14 protein-coding genes are annotated in these 14,936 nt (G+C 65.4%); 13 read left to right on the top strand and 1 reads right to left on the bottom strand.

The annotated features are described in order from the left end of the window. Genes nuoI through ACGLHS_RS23075 form a run of 9 tightly spaced genes read left to right on the top strand, consistent with a single transcriptional unit; the run spans position 1 to position 7,987 of the window. Positions 1–522 carry an NADH-quinone oxidoreductase subunit NuoI gene (nuoI, locus tag ACGLHS_RS23115; RefSeq protein WP_093239292.1) on the top strand — a complete coding sequence of 174 codons (522 nt, stop codon included), beginning with the start codon at positions 1–3 and terminating at the stop codon, positions 520–522. Between the two features lie 38 nt (positions 523–560). Continuing rightward, entirely contained in the window at positions 561–1,217 is a 657-nt protein-coding gene (locus tag ACGLHS_RS23110; RefSeq protein ID WP_394483599.1) for an NADH-quinone oxidoreductase subunit J, read from the top strand. Continuing rightward, the gene (gene nuoK, locus ACGLHS_RS23105; RefSeq protein ID WP_019653383.1) at positions 1,214–1,522 is read left to right on the top strand and encodes an NADH-quinone oxidoreductase subunit NuoK; all 309 of its coding nucleotides are present in this window, start codon (positions 1,214–1,216) and stop codon (positions 1,520–1,522) included. Before ACGLHS_RS23110 ends, nuoK begins: the two co-directional genes overlap by 4 nt. Positions 1,523–1,529: 7 nt before the next feature. After that, entirely contained in the window at positions 1,530–3,563 is a 2,034-nt protein-coding gene (nuoL, locus tag ACGLHS_RS23100; RefSeq protein ID WP_093239295.1) for an NADH-quinone oxidoreductase subunit L, read from the top strand. Between the two features lie 25 nt (positions 3,564–3,588). After that, positions 3,589–5,064 (top strand): NADH-quinone oxidoreductase subunit M, encoded by a 1,476-nt coding sequence (locus ACGLHS_RS23095; protein WP_093239297.1) that lies wholly within the window; start codon positions 3,589–3,591, stop codon positions 5,062–5,064. A gap of 24 nt (positions 5,065–5,088) precedes the next feature. Further along, positions 5,089–6,576, top strand: coding sequence for an NADH-quinone oxidoreductase subunit NuoN (gene nuoN / locus ACGLHS_RS23090; RefSeq protein WP_093239298.1), 1,488 nt, complete (start codon positions 5,089–5,091; stop codon positions 6,574–6,576). 13 nt (positions 6,577–6,589) lie between these two features. Further along, positions 6,590–6,895 (top strand): DUF2818 family protein, encoded by a 306-nt coding sequence (locus ACGLHS_RS23085; protein WP_093239300.1) that lies wholly within the window; start codon positions 6,590–6,592, stop codon positions 6,893–6,895. Positions 6,896–6,900: 5 nt separating this feature from the next. Further along, positions 6,901–7,518 (top strand): NUDIX domain-containing protein, encoded by a 618-nt coding sequence (locus ACGLHS_RS23080; protein ID WP_394483595.1) that lies wholly within the window; start codon positions 6,901–6,903, stop codon positions 7,516–7,518. A 7-nt stretch (positions 7,519–7,525) separates the two neighbouring features. After that, positions 7,526–7,987: a DUF1178 family protein gene (locus tag ACGLHS_RS23075; protein WP_394483593.1), complete on the top strand. Its 462-nt coding sequence runs from the start codon at positions 7,526–7,528 to the stop codon at positions 7,985–7,987. Between the two features lie 39 nt (positions 7,988–8,026). Here the strand turns inward: ACGLHS_RS23075 and ACGLHS_RS23070 are convergent, their stop codons facing one another. After that, entirely contained in the window at positions 8,027–9,811 is a 1,785-nt protein-coding gene (locus ACGLHS_RS23070; RefSeq protein ID WP_394483591.1) for an ABC transporter transmembrane domain-containing protein, read from the bottom strand. A gap of 76 nt (positions 9,812–9,887) precedes the next feature. Here ACGLHS_RS23070 and ACGLHS_RS23065 point away from each other — a divergent pair, with 76 nt between their 5' ends. From ACGLHS_RS23065 to ACGLHS_RS23050, 4 genes are read left to right on the top strand one after another with little or no spacing between them, the layout of a single operon-like run. Next, the gene (locus ACGLHS_RS23065) at positions 9,888–10,424 is read left to right on the top strand and encodes a MarR family winged helix-turn-helix transcriptional regulator (RefSeq protein WP_093239306.1); all 537 of its coding nucleotides are present in this window, start codon (positions 9,888–9,890) and stop codon (positions 10,422–10,424) included. Beyond that, on the top strand, positions 10,417–11,892 hold the full coding sequence (locus tag ACGLHS_RS23060; RefSeq protein ID WP_394483589.1) for an efflux transporter outer membrane subunit: 1,476 nt from the start codon (positions 10,417–10,419) through the stop codon (positions 11,890–11,892). The genes ACGLHS_RS23065 and ACGLHS_RS23060 overlap by 8 nt, the downstream gene beginning before the upstream one ends. Positions 11,893–11,935: 43 nt before the next feature. Continuing rightward, on the top strand, positions 11,936–13,282 hold the full coding sequence (locus tag ACGLHS_RS23055) for an efflux RND transporter periplasmic adaptor subunit (protein WP_093239309.1): 1,347 nt from the start codon (positions 11,936–11,938) through the stop codon (positions 13,280–13,282). 59 nt (positions 13,283–13,341) lie between these two features. Continuing rightward, positions 13,342–14,904 (top strand): DHA2 family efflux MFS transporter permease subunit, encoded by a 1,563-nt coding sequence (locus ACGLHS_RS23050; RefSeq protein ID WP_093239310.1) that lies wholly within the window; start codon positions 13,342–13,344, stop codon positions 14,902–14,904. Positions 14,905–14,936 lie beyond the last annotated feature (32 nt).

Below are 14,936 nucleotides of genomic sequence, written 5' to 3'. Positions count from 1 at the left end.
ATGTCTGCTGCGCACACCGCAACACCGTCCGCGCCGTTCTCGCTGAAGGACTTCCTCGGCAGCTTCATGCTGTTCGAACTGTTCAAGGGCCTGGCGATCACGGGCAAGTACGCCTTCGCCCGCAAGATCACGGTGCAGTTCCCCGAAGAGAAGACTCCGCTGTCGCCGCGTTTCCGCGGCCTGCACGCACTGCGTCGTTATGAAAACGGCGAAGAGCGCTGCATTGCCTGCAAGCTCTGCGAAGCCGTCTGTCCGGCGCTCGCCATCACGATCGAATCCGAAGTGCGCGACGACGGCTCGCGTCGCACCTCGCGCTACGACATCGACCTGACCAAGTGCATCTTCTGCGGCTTCTGCGAAGAAAGCTGCCCGGTCGACTCGATCGTCGAGACGCACATCTTCGAATACCACGGCGAAAAGCGGGGCGACCTGTACTTCACCAAGGACATGCTCCTGGCCGTGGGCGATCGCTACGAAAAAGAAATTGCAGCGAACAAGGCGGCCGACGCCAAGTACCGCTGATCCGGTTCAGCCCGAAACCCGTACCAACTCGAATTCCAATGGACGTCAAGACCGGTCTGTTCTATCTGTTTGCCGTGGTGCTGCTGTTTGCAGCCTTCCGCGTCATCACCGCCCGCAACCCCGTGTACGCCGCGCTGTACCTGGTTCTGGCCTTCTTCCAGGCATCGGCCATCTGGCTGCTGCTGCGCGCCGAGTTCCTCGCGATCTCGCTCGTGCTCGTGTATGTCGGTGCCGTGATGGTGCTGTTCCTGTTCGTGGTGATGATGCTGGACATCAATGTCGACAGCTTGCGAGAGGGCTTCTGGAAGCATTTTCCGCTGGCAGCAGGCGTCGGTGCACTGATCGCGCTCGAAATGGCGGCCGTGCTGATGGGCGGCTTCCGCCTCGGTGAAGCGCGCGCACCCAGCGGCGCGATGGCCGCCGACAGCTCGAACACGCTCGAACTCGGCAAGCTGCTGTATTCGCAATATCTGTATCCGCTCGAAATTGCCGCCGTCATCCTGCTCGTGGCCATCGTGGCCGCCATTGCGCTGACATTGCGCACGCGCAAGGACAGCAAGTACACCAACCCGGCCGACCAGGTTCGTGTGAAGGCACGTGACCGCGTGCGCATCGTGCAGATGCCGGCAACGCGCGCGGCCGAACCCGTGGCTGAAGCAGCACCTGCGGACGCGGCAAAGGAAAACAAGGCATGACGCTCACGCTCGGACACTTTCTTTCGCTCGGCGCGATGCTCTTCGCGCTGTCAGTAATCGGCATCTTCCTGAACCGCAAGAACCTGATCGTTCTGCTGATGGCCATCGAGCTGATGCTGCTCGCGGTCAACATGAACTTCGTGGCGTTCTCGCATTTCCTGGGTGACATGCACGGCCAGATCTTCGTGTTCTTCATCCTGACGGTGGCTGCGGCCGAGTCGGCCATCGGGCTGGCGCTGCTGGTGCTGCTGTTCCGCAACAAGTCGAACATCAACGTCGACGAACTCAACTCGCTCAAGGGTTGACAGCAACATGAGCGCAACCCTTTCCGCATCCACCTTGCTGGCCGTGCCGCTGGCACCCCTGGTCGGCGCTGCCGTCGCAGGCCTGTTCGGCACGAAGTTCGGCGGCAATCACATCGGCCGCAAGGTCACGCATTCGCTGACCATCCTGGGCGTGCTGGTCGCCTTCATCATCTCGGCCATGACGCTCAAGAGCGTGGTGGTCGACGGTGCCCGCTTCAACGCCACGCTCTACGAGTGGATGGTCGTGGGCGGTCTGAAGATGGAAGTCGGCTTCATGGTCGACGGTCTCACGGCCATGATGATGTGCGTCGTGACCTTCGTGTCGCTGATGGTCCATATCTACACCATCGGCTACATGGAAGAAGACGACGGCTACAACCGCTTCTTCGCGTACATCTCGCTGTTCACCTTCTCGATGCTGATGCTCGTCATGAGCAACAACATGCTCCAGCTGTTCTTCGGCTGGGAAGCAGTGGGCCTGGTGTCGTACCTGCTGATCGGTTTCTGGTTCAACAAGCCGACCGCGATCTTCGCGAACATGAAGGCCTTCCTGGTCAACCGCGTGGGCGACTTCGGCTTCATCCTGGGCATCGGCCTGATCGCGGCCTATGCCGGCACGCTGAATTACACCGAAGCCTTCGCCAAGGCCGGCACGCTGGCAGGCATCACCTTCCCGGGCACCGAGTGGATGCTCATCACGGTGATCTGCATCTGCCTGTTCATCGGCGCGATGGGCAAGAGCGCGCAGTTCCCGCTGCACGTGTGGCTGCCTGACTCGATGGAAGGCCCGACCCCCATCTCGGCGCTGATCCACGCGGCAACGATGGTGACGGCCGGCATCTTCATGGTGGCGCGCATGTCGCCGCTGTTCGAGCTGAGCGACACGGCCTTGAGCTTCATCCTCGTGATCGGTGCCATCACCGCACTGTTCATGGGCTTCCTCGGCATCATCCAGAACGACATCAAGCGCGTGGTCGCGTACTCGACGCTCTCGCAGCTCGGCTACATGACGGTGGCGCTCGGTGCCTCGGCCTATTCGGTCGCAGTGTTCCACCTGATGACGCACGCGTTCTTCAAGGCGCTGCTGTTCCTCGGTGCGGGCTCGGTCATCATCGGCATGCACCACAACCAGGACATCCGCTGGATGGGTGGCGTGCGCAAGTACATGCCGATCACCTGGATCACGTCGCTCTTGGGTTCGCTCGCGCTGATCGGTACGCCGTTCTTCGCCGGCTTCTACTCGAAGGACAGCATCATCGAAGCGGTGCACGAAAGCCACCTGTGGGGCGCGAACTTCGCGTACTACGCGGTGCTGGCCGGCGTGTTCATCACGGCGTTCTATTCGTTCCGCATGTACTTCCTGGTCTTCCATGGCGAAGAGCGCTACGACCAGAACCCCGACGCCCACCATGACGACCATGGCCATGGCGACGATCACGGCCATGGTCACCACGACCACAAGCCGCACGAGTCGCCGATGGTGGTCTGGCTGCCGCTGGTGCTGCTGGCGATCCCCTCGGTGGTGATCGGCTTCATGACGATCGAGCCGATGCTGTTCGGCGAGTTCTTCAAGAACGCGATTTTCGTGGACGTCAGCAAGCACCACGCGATGAAGGAACTCGAAGAAGCCTTCCACGGTCCGGTGGCCATGGCCATCCACGGCCTGCAGGCTGCACCGTTCTGGCTGGCGCTGGCTGGCGTGGTCCTGTCCTGGTACATGTACATGAAGAACCCGGCGCTGCCGGCCGCCATTAAGCGCGCCTGCGGACCGATCTACCGCCTGCTCGAGAACAAGTACTACATGGACTGGTTCAACGAGAACGTCATCGCCCGCGCCACGCGTGCGCTGGGTACCGGCCTCTGGAAGGGCGGCGACCAGGCACTGATCGACGGTGCCGTCGTCAACGGTTCGTGGAAAGTGATCGGCCGTATTTCGGGTGTGGTGCGCTGGATGCAGTCGGGCTACATCTATCACTACGCCTTCGCGATGCTGCTCGGCATCTTCATCCTGATGACGTACTTCGTCTGGTTCAAACGCTGAGCCTGAACGCTGGAGAAAAAGAAAAATGGGTTTGTTGAGCCTTGCCATCTGGGTGCCGATCGCATTCGGCGCCGTGCTGCTGGCGTTTGGCCGCGACGAGCACGCCAAGGGCGTGCGTTGGGTCGCGCTCGTCGGTGCCATCGTGAGCTTCCTGGTCACGGTGCCGCTGTTCACGCGCTTCCAGAACGGTACCGCCGCCATGCAGTTCGTCGAGAAGACGAGCTGGATCTCGCGTTTCAACGTCAACTATCACCTCGGGATCGACGGCCTGTCGCTCTGGCTGGTGCTGCTGACCTCGTTCATCACGGTCATCGTCGTCATTTCCGCCTGGGAAGTGATCACCGAGCGTGTGAACCAGTACATGGGCGCGTTCCTGATCCTGTCGGGCTTCATGATCGGCGTGTTCGCCGCGCTTGACGGCGTGCTGTTCTACGTGTTCTTCGAAGCCACGCTGATCCCGATGTACCTGATCATCGGTATCTGGGGCGGCCCGAACAAGATCTACGCGGCGTTCAAGTTCTTCCTGTACACCTTGCTCGGCTCGCTGCTGATGCTGGTGGCGCTGATCTTCCTGTACAACAAGTCGGGCGGCAGCTTCGACATCCTGGCATGGCACAAGCTGCCGCTGGGCTCGACCGCGCAGACCTTCCTGTTCTTCGCCTTCTTCGCGGCCTTCGCCGTCAAGGTGCCGATGTGGCCGGTCCACACGTGGCTGCCCGACGTGCACGTCGAGGCGCCCACCGGTGGCTCCGCCGTGCTGGCCGCGATCATGCTGAAGCTGGGTGCCTACGGCTTCCTGCGCTTCTCGATGCCCATTGCCCCCGATGCGTCGCATGAGTGGGCCTGGCTCATGATCGCGCTGTCGCTGATCGCCGTGATCTACGTGGGCCTGGTGGCACTGGTACAGCAGGACATGAAGAAGCTGGTGGCTTACTCGTCCGTGGCCCACATGGGCTTCGTGACGCTCGGCTTCTTCATCTTCAACGAGCTGGGCGTGTCCGGCGGCATCGTGCAGATGATTGCCCACGGCTTCGTGTCGGGCGCCATGTTCCTGGGCATCGGCGTGCTGTACGACCGCGTGCACTCGCGCCAGATCGCCGACTACGGCGGCGTGGTCAACACCATGCCCAAGTTCGCCGCGTTCGCGCTGCTGTTCGCCATGGCCAATTGCGGCCTGCCGGGCACCGCCGGTTTCGTGGGCGAGTGGATGGTGATCCTGGGTGCCGTGAAGGCCAACTTCTGGATCGGCCTTGGCGCTGCCACCGCGCTGATCTTCGGCGCGGCCTACACCCTCTGGATGTACAAGCGCGTGTACCTCGGCCCGGTCGGCAACGATCACGTCAAGGAACTCAAGGACATCAATGCCCGCGAATTCCTGATGCTGTCGCTGCTTGCCATTGCCGTGCTGTGGATGGGCCTGTATCCGAAGCCTTTCACCGATGCGATGGACGCTTCGGTGAGCGGGCTCCTGCGCCACACGGCGATTTCGAAGCTGCCCTGATTCCACGCTGAAGAAGAGAACTAGATGATTGACAAACTCAGCTGGGTCACGATCTACCCCGAAATCGTGCTGCTGGTCATGACCTGCATCATTGCGCTGGTCGACCTGTCCACTACGAGCCATCGCCGTACCCGCACCTATGTGCTGACGCTACTCACGCTGGCCGTGGTCGCCGTGCTGTCGGGCCTGCAGGCCCTCGACGCCAAGACCATCTACGGCTTCGGCGGCATGGTCGTCAGCGACCCGATGGGCAACTGGCTCAAGTGCTTCGCCACCCTGGCCCTCATGGTCACGCTGGTCTACGGCCGCCCCTATGCGGCAGACCGCGACATGCTGCGCGGCGGTGAAATGTTCACGATGAGCATGTTCGCGCTGCTGGGCATGTTCGTGATGATCTCGGGCAGCAACTTCCTGCTGATCTACCTGGGCCTCGAACTGCTCACGCTGTCGAGCTACGCGCTGGTCGCGCTGCGTCGCGACAACGCGATCGCCAGCGAAGCCGCCATGAAGTACTTCGTGCTCGGCGCGATGGCCAGCGGCTTCCTGCTCTATGGCCTGTCGATGATGTACGGTGCCACCGGTTCGCTCGACGTCAATGAAGTGTTCAAGACCATCGCGAGCGGCAAGGTGAACCACCAGGTGCTGGTGTTCGGCCTGGTGTTCATCGTGGCCGGCCTGGCATTCAAGGTGGGGGCAGCGCCTTTCCACATGTGGGTGCCCGACGTCTACCAGGGCGCACCGACGGCGATCACGCTGCTGATCGGCGCGGCGCCCGAGCTGGCTGCCTTCGCGATCATCATTCGCCTGCTGGTCGACGGCCTGCAGCCTCTGGCCATCGACTGGCAGCAGATGCTGGCCGTGCTCGCCATCGCTTCGCTGCTGGTCGGTAACCTGGCCGCCATTGCGCAGAGCAACCTGAAGCGGATGCTGGCCTATTCGACGATCTCGCAGATGGGCTTCATGCTCCTCGGTCTGGTCGCCGGCTCGGACCACCAGGGCACCTACAACGCACAGTACGCCTACAGCGCCTCGATGTTCTACATCGTGACCTACGTGCTGACCACGCTGGCCAGCTTCGGCATCATCCTGCTGCTGGCACGCGAAGGCTTCGAGAGCGAAGAGATCACCGACCTCGCAGGCCTGAACCAGCGCAGCCCGCTGTACGCCGGCGTGATGGCCATCGCGATGTTTTCGCTGGCCGGTCTGCCGCCGTTGGTCGGCTTCTACGCCAAGCTGGCCGTGCTGCAGGCGCTGATCGCCTCGGGCCAGGCCATCTACATCGGCCTGGCGGTGTTCGCCGTGATGATGTCGCTGATCGGCGCGTTCTACTACCTGCGCGTGGTCAAGGTCATGTACTTCGACGCACCCGTCACGGCCACCACCGTGTCGGCTCCGCGTGACGTGCGCACCGTGCTCACGATCAACGGTGCACTCATCCTGATCCTGGGCATCGTGCCCGGCGGCCTGATGACGCTCTGCTACGACGCGATCGTGGCCACGCTGGCTCACTGACGCAGCGCGCCCGGTGTCGCAAACCGCGTCGGTCTGGGTTGTGTTGCTGGTGGCCCTGGTGGCCGCCAACCTGCCGTTCTTCAACGACCGCCTGTTCGGCGCCGTGCCGTTGCCTAGCCGACCGAAGTCGCTCGCGGTGCGCTTCGCCGAACTGGTGGTCTTGTACTTTCTGGCCGGCGGCGTCGGCCTGCTGTTCGAGCGCAGGGCAGGGCAGATTGCACCGCAGGGCTGGGAGTTCTATGCGGTGACCGGCGCGCTCTTCATCGTGCTGGCCTTTCCAGGGTTCACCTGGCGCTATTTGATGAAGCACAGGCACTGACCGACATGACTTCTTCGCCGCCCATCGACACCACCGATTCGCATCTGAAGGAAGAGCTCACGAGCCGCGAGGAGCTGTTCAAGGGCAAGTTCCTGGAGGCCCGGCGCGACACCATCCGCCTGCCCGATGGCCACAGCGCCACGCGCGAGTACGTGGTGCACCCCGGCGCCGTGGTGGTGATTCCGATGCTCGACGATGGCCGCGTGGTGCTGGAGCGCCAGTTTCGCTACCCGGTCGGGCATGTGATGGTCGAGTTTCCAGCGGGCAAGCTGGATGCGGGTGAAGACCCCTTCGTTTGCGGCCGGCGCGAACTGCTCGAAGAAACCGGCTACACCGCACGCGAGTGGGCCCATGCCGGCGCGATGCATCTGGCGGTGGCGTATTCGACCGAGATCATCCACATCTACTTCGCCCGCGGGCTCACGCTCGGCGAGCGCCAGCTCGATCACGGCGAGTTTCTCGATGTGTTCACGGCCACGCCCGCCGAGTTGGCTGGCTGGTGCCGCGACGGCACCGTGACCGATGCCAAGACGCTGACCTGCACGCTCTGGCTGCAGAACGTTCTGTCGGGCGCATGGGCTCTGGACTGGCAAGCGCTGCCGCCGCAAGGCGGCGCGGGATAATCCGCGCATGAAGGTTCTCGATCTCCGCTGCACGCATGGCCACGGCTTCGAGGGCTGGTTTGCGTCCAACGAGGCCTTCGAGACGCAACTGGCCGGTGGGTTGGTCGAATGCCCGGTCTGCGGCGACACCGCCATCGTCAAGCTGCTGAGCGCGCCGCGCCTCAATCTCGGCAATGCCAAGGCGCCGCAAGAGGCGGCCACGGCACCATCTGCCGCTTCTTCCTCGAACGTTCCCGCACCGCTGTCGCCCGAAGCCCGCTGGATGCGCGCCGTGCGTGAGGTCATGGCAAAGACCGAGGACGTCGGCGACCGTTTCGCCGACGAGGCTCGCAAGATGCACTACGGCGAGACCGAAGAGCGTGGCATTCGTGGTCAAGCGACGCCCGAGCAGACCGAAGCGCTGCTCGATGAAGGCATTGCGGTGATACCGCTGCCGATTCCTGCGGCGCTCAAGGAAACACTTCAGTAATCGGCTCGGCCGGCCTTGGGTCCGAGCCGGGCAAGGTGTTCAGGCCGTGAACTGAAGCGCCGCGAGGCGCGCGTACACGCCGCCCTGTGCGACCAGCGTCGCATGCGTCCCCTGTTCGACGATGCCGCCGTGGTCCAGCACCACGATGCGGTCAGCCTTCTGCACAGTGGCCAGTCGATGCGCAATGACGACCGTGGTGCGGCCTTCCATGGCCGATTCGAGTGCGGCCTGCACCATGCGTTCGCTCTCCGCATCGAGCGCGCTGGTGGCTTCGTCGAGCAGCAGCAGCGGTGGGTTCTTCAGGATCGCGCGTGCGATCGCAATGCGCTGGCGCTGGCCGCCCGACAGGCGCACGCCTCGCTCGCCGAGGAAGGTGTCGTAGCCCTCGGGCAGGGCCTGCAGGAAGTCGTGAGCGAAGGCGGCGCGGGCGGCGGAATGCACTTCATCGGCTGTCGCATCGGGGCGGCCGTAGCGGATGTTCTCGAAGGCGCTGGTCGAGAAGATGACCGCGTCCTGCGGCACAAGGCCGATGCGCGTGCGCAGGTCGTCCAGGGCGAGGGAGGCGAGCGGCGTGCCGTCGAGCAGCAGGCGGCCCGACTGCGGGTCGTAGTAGCGCAGCAGCAGCTGGAAGACGGTGCTCTTGCCTGCACCGCTCGACCCCACCAATGCCACCGTCTCGCCCGGAGCCACATCGAGGCTGAAGTCGCGCAGCGCCGGCGTGCCGGAGCGCGACGGATAGTGGAAGGTCACGGCATCGAAGCGGATGGCGCTGCCCGCGACGGGGATGGCCGTGACGGCCGGCGTCTTGGGTGAAAAGATCGCCGTGGGCGCGTGCAGCAGCTCCATCAGGCGCTCGGTCGCGCCGGCGGCGCGCAGCAGGTCGCCGTAGACCTCACCGAGCACGGCTGTGGCGCTGGCCAGAATCGCGACGTAAACCACGGTCTGGCCCAGGTGGCCGGCCGTGATGTCGCCACGCAGCACAGCCTGCGTGCCCTGGTACAAGCCCCAGAGCAGGGCCGCCGAGGTGGCGATGATGATGAAGGCGACCAGCACCGACCGCGCCCTGGTGCGGCGCACGGCGGTGCGAAAGGCGTTCTCGGTCGACGCATCGAAGCGGGCAGCCTCGCGGCCTTCGGCGGTATAGCTTTGCACCACCGGGATCGCGTTCAGCACTTCGGCGGCGATGGCGCTGGAGTCGGCCACGCGGTCCTGGCTGGCGCGCGACAGCTTGCGCACGCGGCGGCCGAACCACATGCTCGGCAGCACCACCAGCACGAGGATGCCCAGCACCTGCACCATCACGTAAGGATTGGTCCAGACCAGCACCGCCAGCGCGCCGACACCCATCACGGCGTTGCGCAGCCCCATGCTCAGCGAAGAACCGACGACCGTCTGGACCAGCGTGGTGTCGGCCGTCAGGCGCGACAGCACTTCGCCTGTCTGGGTCGTCTCGAAGAACGCGGGGCTCTGCTTCAGCACGTGGCCGTAGACCGCGTTGCGGATGTCGGCGGTCACGCGCTCACCGAGCCAGCTCACCGTATAGAAGCGCGCCGCCGAGAAAAGGCCCAGCGCGACGGCCACGGCGAAGAGGGCGCCGAAGTGCTCGCGCAGCGCCATGGTCTGCGCGCCTTTGTCGGGGTTGATTAAGCCACCGTCAATCAGACTGCGCAAGGCAATAGGAAAAACCAGCGTGGTGACTGCTGCCATCACCAGAAAGAGGCCCGCCAGCACGATCTGGACACGGTAGGGGCGAAGAAAAGGGCTCAGGCCCGACAGCGACCGGGGCGAGCCCTTGGCCATGGAAGACGGTGGGGTAGAAGCCATGGGCCAATTCTAGCGAGCCCTTGCCCCTACAAAGGCAGCCTTGACAATAACTGCCGCGGCAACTAATATTTCGGCCATGAGCGATGCCAACACTCCCGAAACACCGCCGGCCTCCGCCGAAGCGGAGCGTCGCCCGCACATCTTCTACCGCGCCGAGAACTATCGGGCGGAAGAAAGCATCGGGTATCTGATGCGCCGCATCGTGACTGCGGTGGGGCAGTCGGTGGAAACCCGTATGTGCGAGCCCGGCAGCCCGACCTACCCGCAATGGGTACCTCTCTACAAATTGCACATCGGCGCGGCGACCACCGTGGCCGAACTGGCCCGCGCCTGCGAGCTCGATACCGGCGCCATGACGCGCCTGCTCGACCGCCTGGAAGCCAAGGGCCTGTGCCGTCGCGTGCGGTCGCTCGAAGACCGCCGCGTGGTCAACATCGAACTCACCGACGAGGGCCGTGCCGCCGCCAAGGAAGTGCCGTACGTGCTCAGCCGTGTGCAGAACGAACATCTTGCAGGCTTTACCACCGAAGAATGGGTGCAGCTCAAGGGCTACTTGCGCCGCATCCTCGACAACGCGCAGGCCCTCGCGGCCCGTGGAGATAAAAATGACTGATTCCCTCGCCGTGCGCGCGCTGCGTCGCACTCCCGTCGTGGCCGCTGCGTTGCTGGTGGTCGCGCTGGCCGGCTGTGCCGACATGGCCGGCATCGGCTCGCAGGCCAAGCTGCGCGACGCCTCGTCGCTCGGCATCGCCGCGGACCCGGCCGCCGCCACGGTGTCGCGCCTCGACAGCGAGTGGTGGCTCGCCTTCGGCGATGCGCAGCTCAACACGCTGATCGACCAGGCCGTTGCCGGCAACCCGAACCTGCAGGTGGCACGTGCGCGCCTCGTGCGCGCGCAAGCCTCGGCGGACATCGCCGACTCGGCCCTCAAGCCCAAGGTCAATGGCGAGCTCGACCTGAACCGCCAGAAGTTCAACAGCAACTACATCTACCCCGCACCGCTGGGTGGCTCGATCCAGAACATCGGCCTGCTGCAGCTCGGCGCAAGCTGGGAGCTCGACTTTTTCGGCAAGAACCGCAGCGCGCTCGACGCGGCCATCGGTTCGGCCAACGCCGCCGCCGCCGATGCCGACGCGGCGCGCGTGCTGCTCGCGAGCAACGTGGCGCGCAGCTACTTCCAGTGGGCGCGCCTGAACGACCAGCTCACGGTGGCCCGCCGCACGCTGGCGCAGCGCGACGAAACCTTGAAGCTCGTGCGCGACCGCGTGTCCGCCGGCCTCGACACCCGCCTCGAACTGCGCCAGAGCGAAGGCGGCCTGCCCGAAGCCCGCCAGCAGATCGAAGCGCTCAACGAGCAGATCGCGCTGCAGCAGCACGCGCTCGACGCGCTCGTGGGCCAGCCCAACGTGTCGCAATCGCTGAAGCCGCCGGTGCTGGCCGGCGTCAAGCCGATGGCGCTGCAAGCCAACATTCCGGCCGACCTGCTCGGCCGCCGCGCCGACATCGCCGCCGCGCGCTGGCGCGTCGAAGCGGCCACGAGCGACGTGGCCAATGCCAAGACGCTGTTCTATCCGAACGTCAACCTCACGGCCTTCGTCGGCTTCCAGAGCCTGGGCTTCGGCAAGCTGCTCAAGTCCGGCAGCGAGCAGTGGGGCGTGGGCCCGGCCATCAGCCTGCCGATCTTCGAAGGCGGCAAGCTGCGCGCCAACCTGCGCGGCAAGTCGGCCGACCTCGACGTGGCCATCGAAAGCTACAACGCCACGGTGCTCGACGCCGTGCGCGACGCGGCCGACCAGGTCACGAGCGCGCAATCGATCACCCGCCAGCAGGCCGAACAGCGCGCCGCGCAAACGGCCGCCGAAGGCGCCTACGACATTGCCGTGCAGCGCTATCGCGCGGGCCTGGGCAACTACCTCAACGTGCTGACGGCCGAAACCGCCGTGCTCGCACAGCGCCGGCTGGCCGTCGATCTCGCCGCGCGCGCGCTCGACACGCAGGTGGCACTGGCGCGCGCCCTGGGCGGCGGCTGGCAGCCCCCGGCCACGGCCACCGCATCGGCCCCCGCCGTTGCAACGAACTGAATTGAACTGACCCGACTTCCTCGTCTTCGGAAAGAACTTCACCATGAGCGATAACAACACTCCGACGCCCGCTGCTTCCGCAGCCTCTGTTGCACCTGAAGCACCTGCCGGCAACGGCAAGCGCCGCCGCGCGCTGACCGCGCTGGCGGCCGTGGTGATCGTCGCCGGCGGCGGCTGGGGCCTCTATGAATGGCTCGTTGCCAGCCACTACGAGGACACCGACAACGCCTACGTGCAGGGCAACGTCATCCAGATCACGCCGCAGATCGGCGGCACCGTCATGGCCATCAGCGCCGACGACACCGACTTCGTGAAGGCCGGCCAGCCGCTCGTGCAGCTCGACCCCGCCGACGCCAAGGTGGCGCTGGAGCAGGCCGAAGCCGCGCTTGCGCAGGCCGTGCGCCAGGTGCGCACGCTGTACGCCAACAACGGTTCGCTGGCCGCGCAAGTCACGCTGCGCCAGTCCGACATCGTGAAGGCGCAGAGCGACATCGCCAAGGCGCAGGACGACCTGCAACGCCGCCGCGCGCTGTCTGGCAACGGCGCCGTGTCGAAGGAAGAACTCAACCACGCCGAGACGCAGCTGGACACCGCCAAGAGCGCGCTCGCCGCGGCACAGGCCGGCGTGGTCGCCGCGAAGGAAGCGCTGGTCAGCAACCAGTCGCTGACCGAAGGCACCAGCGTGGCCCAGCACCCGAGCGTGCTGGCCGCCGCCGCCAAGGTGCGCGAGGCCTACCTGGCCACGCAGCGCGTGGCCATGCCCGCGCCGGTCGACGGCTACGTCGCCAAGCGCACCGTGCAGCTTGGCCAGCGCGTGGCCGCCGGCACGCCGATGATGTCGATCGTGCCGCTCAACCAGCTGTGGGTCGACGCCAACTTCAAGGAAGTGCAGCTGCGCAACATCCGCATCGACCAGCCCGTGAAGCTCACGGCCGACGTGTACGGCAAGAAGGTCGAGTACACCGGCAAGGTCGCGGGCCTGGGCGTGGGCACCGGCAGTGCGTTCGCGCTGCTGCCTGCGCAGAACGCCACCGGCAACTGGATCAAGGTGGTGCAGCGCGTGCCCGTGCGCATCGCGCTCGACCCCGAGCAGCTCAAGGCCAACCCGCTGCGCATCGGCCTGTCGATGGACGCCGAGATCGACATCTCGTCCAAGAGTGGCAAGATGCTCGCCGACGCGCCGCGCCCCACCGCGCTGACGCAGACGGCGGTGTACAGCCAGCTCGACCGCGGTGCCGATGCCGAAGTGGAGCGCATCGTCGCGGCCAACATCGGACGCAGCGCGCCGGCCGTCGCTCCGTCGAGCCCGTCGGCCCCGTCGAAGGGCTCGGCCGCACCGACGGCCGCGCCTGGTGCGGCGTCGGTGGCCGTGTCGGGGCAGCCGGGCTGATCGCCCGCGCCTGCACCGGGTAACCCCGCCACACAAACACAACAGCTCGCGCGACCGCAATGGCCACCGCCGCTCCTGCATACGTTGCGCATCCACCGCTCGAAGGCGCCGCCCGCGTCTGGGGTACGGTTGCGCTGTCCGCGGCAACGTTCATGAACGTGCTCGATTCGTCGATCGCGAACGTGTCGTTGCCCGCCATCTCGGGCGACCTTGGCGTGAGCACCACGCAAGGCACCTGGGTCATTACCAGCTTCGCGGTGGCCAACGCCATCGCGGTGCCGCTCACCGGCTTCATGACGCAGCGCTTCGGGCAGGTCCGCCTGTTCATGGCCAGCGTGATCCTGTTCATGATCAGCTCGCTGCTGTGCGGCCTGGCGCCGAACATGACGACGCTGATCCTGTTCCGCGCGCTGCAGGGCTTCGTCGCGGGGCCGATGATCCCGCTGTCGCAGACGCTGCTGCTGTCGAGCTATCCGAAGGCCAAGGCCGGCCTGGCGATGGCGATGTGGTCCATGACCACGCTGGTCGCGCCGGTGATGGGGCCGCTGCTGGGCGGCTGGATCACCGACAACATCTCGTGGCCGTGGATCTTCTACATCAACATCCCGGTCGGCATCGTCGCGGCCTCCATCACGTGGGCGCTCTATCACAAGCGCGAGAGCGTCACGCACAAGGTGCCCATCGATGCCATCGGCCTGGCGCTGCTGGTGCTGTGGGTCGGCTCGCTGCAGCTCATGCTCGACAAGGGCAAGGAGCTCGACTGGTTCCATTCGCCGCAGATCGTCGCGATGGCCGTGGTGGCGGTGGTCGGCTTCGGGTTCTTCCTGATCTGGGAGCTGACCGACAAGCATCCGGTGGTCGACCTGTCGCTGTTCAAGCGCCGCAACTTCTGGTCGGGCGCCGTGGCAACGGCCGTGGCCTACGGCCTGTTCTTCGGCAACGTGGTGCTGCTGCCGCTGTGGCTGCAGCAATGGATGGGCTACACCGCCACGCAGGCGGGGATGATCATGGCGCCCGTGGGGCTGCTGGCGATCTTCCTGTCGCCTGTGGTGGGGCTCACGGTGGGCAAGGTCGATCCGCGCCGCTATGCCACGTTCTCGTTCCTGGTGTTCGCGCTGGTGCTGTGGATGCGCTCGAACTTCAACACCCAGGCCGACTTCGGCACGATCATCATCCCGACGGTGATCCAGGGCATTGCCATGGCGTTCTTCTTCATCCCGCTGGTGACGCTGACGCTCTCGGGCCTGACGCCCGATCGCATTCCCGCCGCCTCGGGCCTGTCGAACTTCCTGCGGATCACGGCCGGCGCCATGGGCACGTCGCTCACGACCACGCTGTGGGACAACCGCGCGACGCTGCACCACTCGCAGCTTGCGGAGACGATCAACCAGGGCAACAACACGGCCACCAGTGCCATGGCCGGGCTCGCCAGCAATGGCTTCAGCACCGACCAGGTGCTGGGGCAGATGAATCGCATCGTCGACCAGCAGGCCTATATGCTGGCCACGAACGACATCTTCTATGCGTCGGCGATCCTGTTCCTGCTGCTGATTCCGCTGGTGTGGCTGGCCAAGCCGCAAAAGGGCGGTGCGGGCGGCGACGCCGCAGCCGGCGCGCACTGACCACCACGCGCTTTCCCGTCCCCCATCGCAAC

The sequence above is a fragment of the Variovorax sp. VaC1 genome (assembly GCF_043658315.1).
Classification (GTDB): domain Bacteria; phylum Pseudomonadota; class Gammaproteobacteria; order Burkholderiales; family Burkholderiaceae_C; genus Variovorax.
This window is presented reverse-complemented; position numbering and strand designations above follow the sequence as displayed.

What these genes read in the sequence shown, in the direction of transcription:
- nuoI (WP_093239292.1), top strand. Translation starts at nt 1, where the DNA reads ATGTCTGCTGCGCACACCGCAACACCGTCCGCGCCGTTCTCGCTGAAG.
- ACGLHS_RS23110 (WP_394483599.1), top strand. Translation starts at nt 561, where the DNA reads ATGGACGTCAAGACCGGTCTGTTCTATCTGTTTGCCGTGGTGCTGCTG.
- nuoK (WP_019653383.1), top strand. Translation starts at nt 1,214, where the DNA reads ATGACGCTCACGCTCGGACACTTTCTTTCGCTCGGCGCGATGCTCTTC.
- nuoL (WP_093239295.1), top strand. Translation starts at nt 1,530, where the DNA reads ATGAGCGCAACCCTTTCCGCATCCACCTTGCTGGCCGTGCCGCTGGCA.
- ACGLHS_RS23095 (WP_093239297.1), top strand. Translation starts at nt 3,589, where the DNA reads ATGGGTTTGTTGAGCCTTGCCATCTGGGTGCCGATCGCATTCGGCGCC.
- nuoN (WP_093239298.1), top strand. Translation starts at nt 5,089, where the DNA reads ATGATTGACAAACTCAGCTGGGTCACGATCTACCCCGAAATCGTGCTG.
- ACGLHS_RS23080 (WP_394483595.1), top strand. Translation starts at nt 6,901, where the DNA reads ATGACTTCTTCGCCGCCCATCGACACCACCGATTCGCATCTGAAGGAA.
- ACGLHS_RS23075 (WP_394483593.1), top strand. Translation starts at nt 7,526, where the DNA reads ATGAAGGTTCTCGATCTCCGCTGCACGCATGGCCACGGCTTCGAGGGC.
- ACGLHS_RS23070 (WP_394483591.1), bottom strand. Translation starts at nt 9,811, where the DNA reads ATGGCTTCTACCCCACCGTCTTCCATGGCCAAGGGCTCGCCCCGGTCG.
- ACGLHS_RS23065 (WP_093239306.1), top strand. Translation starts at nt 9,888, where the DNA reads ATGAGCGATGCCAACACTCCCGAAACACCGCCGGCCTCCGCCGAAGCG.
- ACGLHS_RS23060 (WP_394483589.1), top strand. Translation starts at nt 10,417, where the DNA reads ATGACTGATTCCCTCGCCGTGCGCGCGCTGCGTCGCACTCCCGTCGTG.
- ACGLHS_RS23055 (WP_093239309.1), top strand. Translation starts at nt 11,936, where the DNA reads ATGAGCGATAACAACACTCCGACGCCCGCTGCTTCCGCAGCCTCTGTT.
- ACGLHS_RS23050 (WP_093239310.1), top strand. Translation starts at nt 13,342, where the DNA reads ATGGCCACCGCCGCTCCTGCATACGTTGCGCATCCACCGCTCGAAGGC.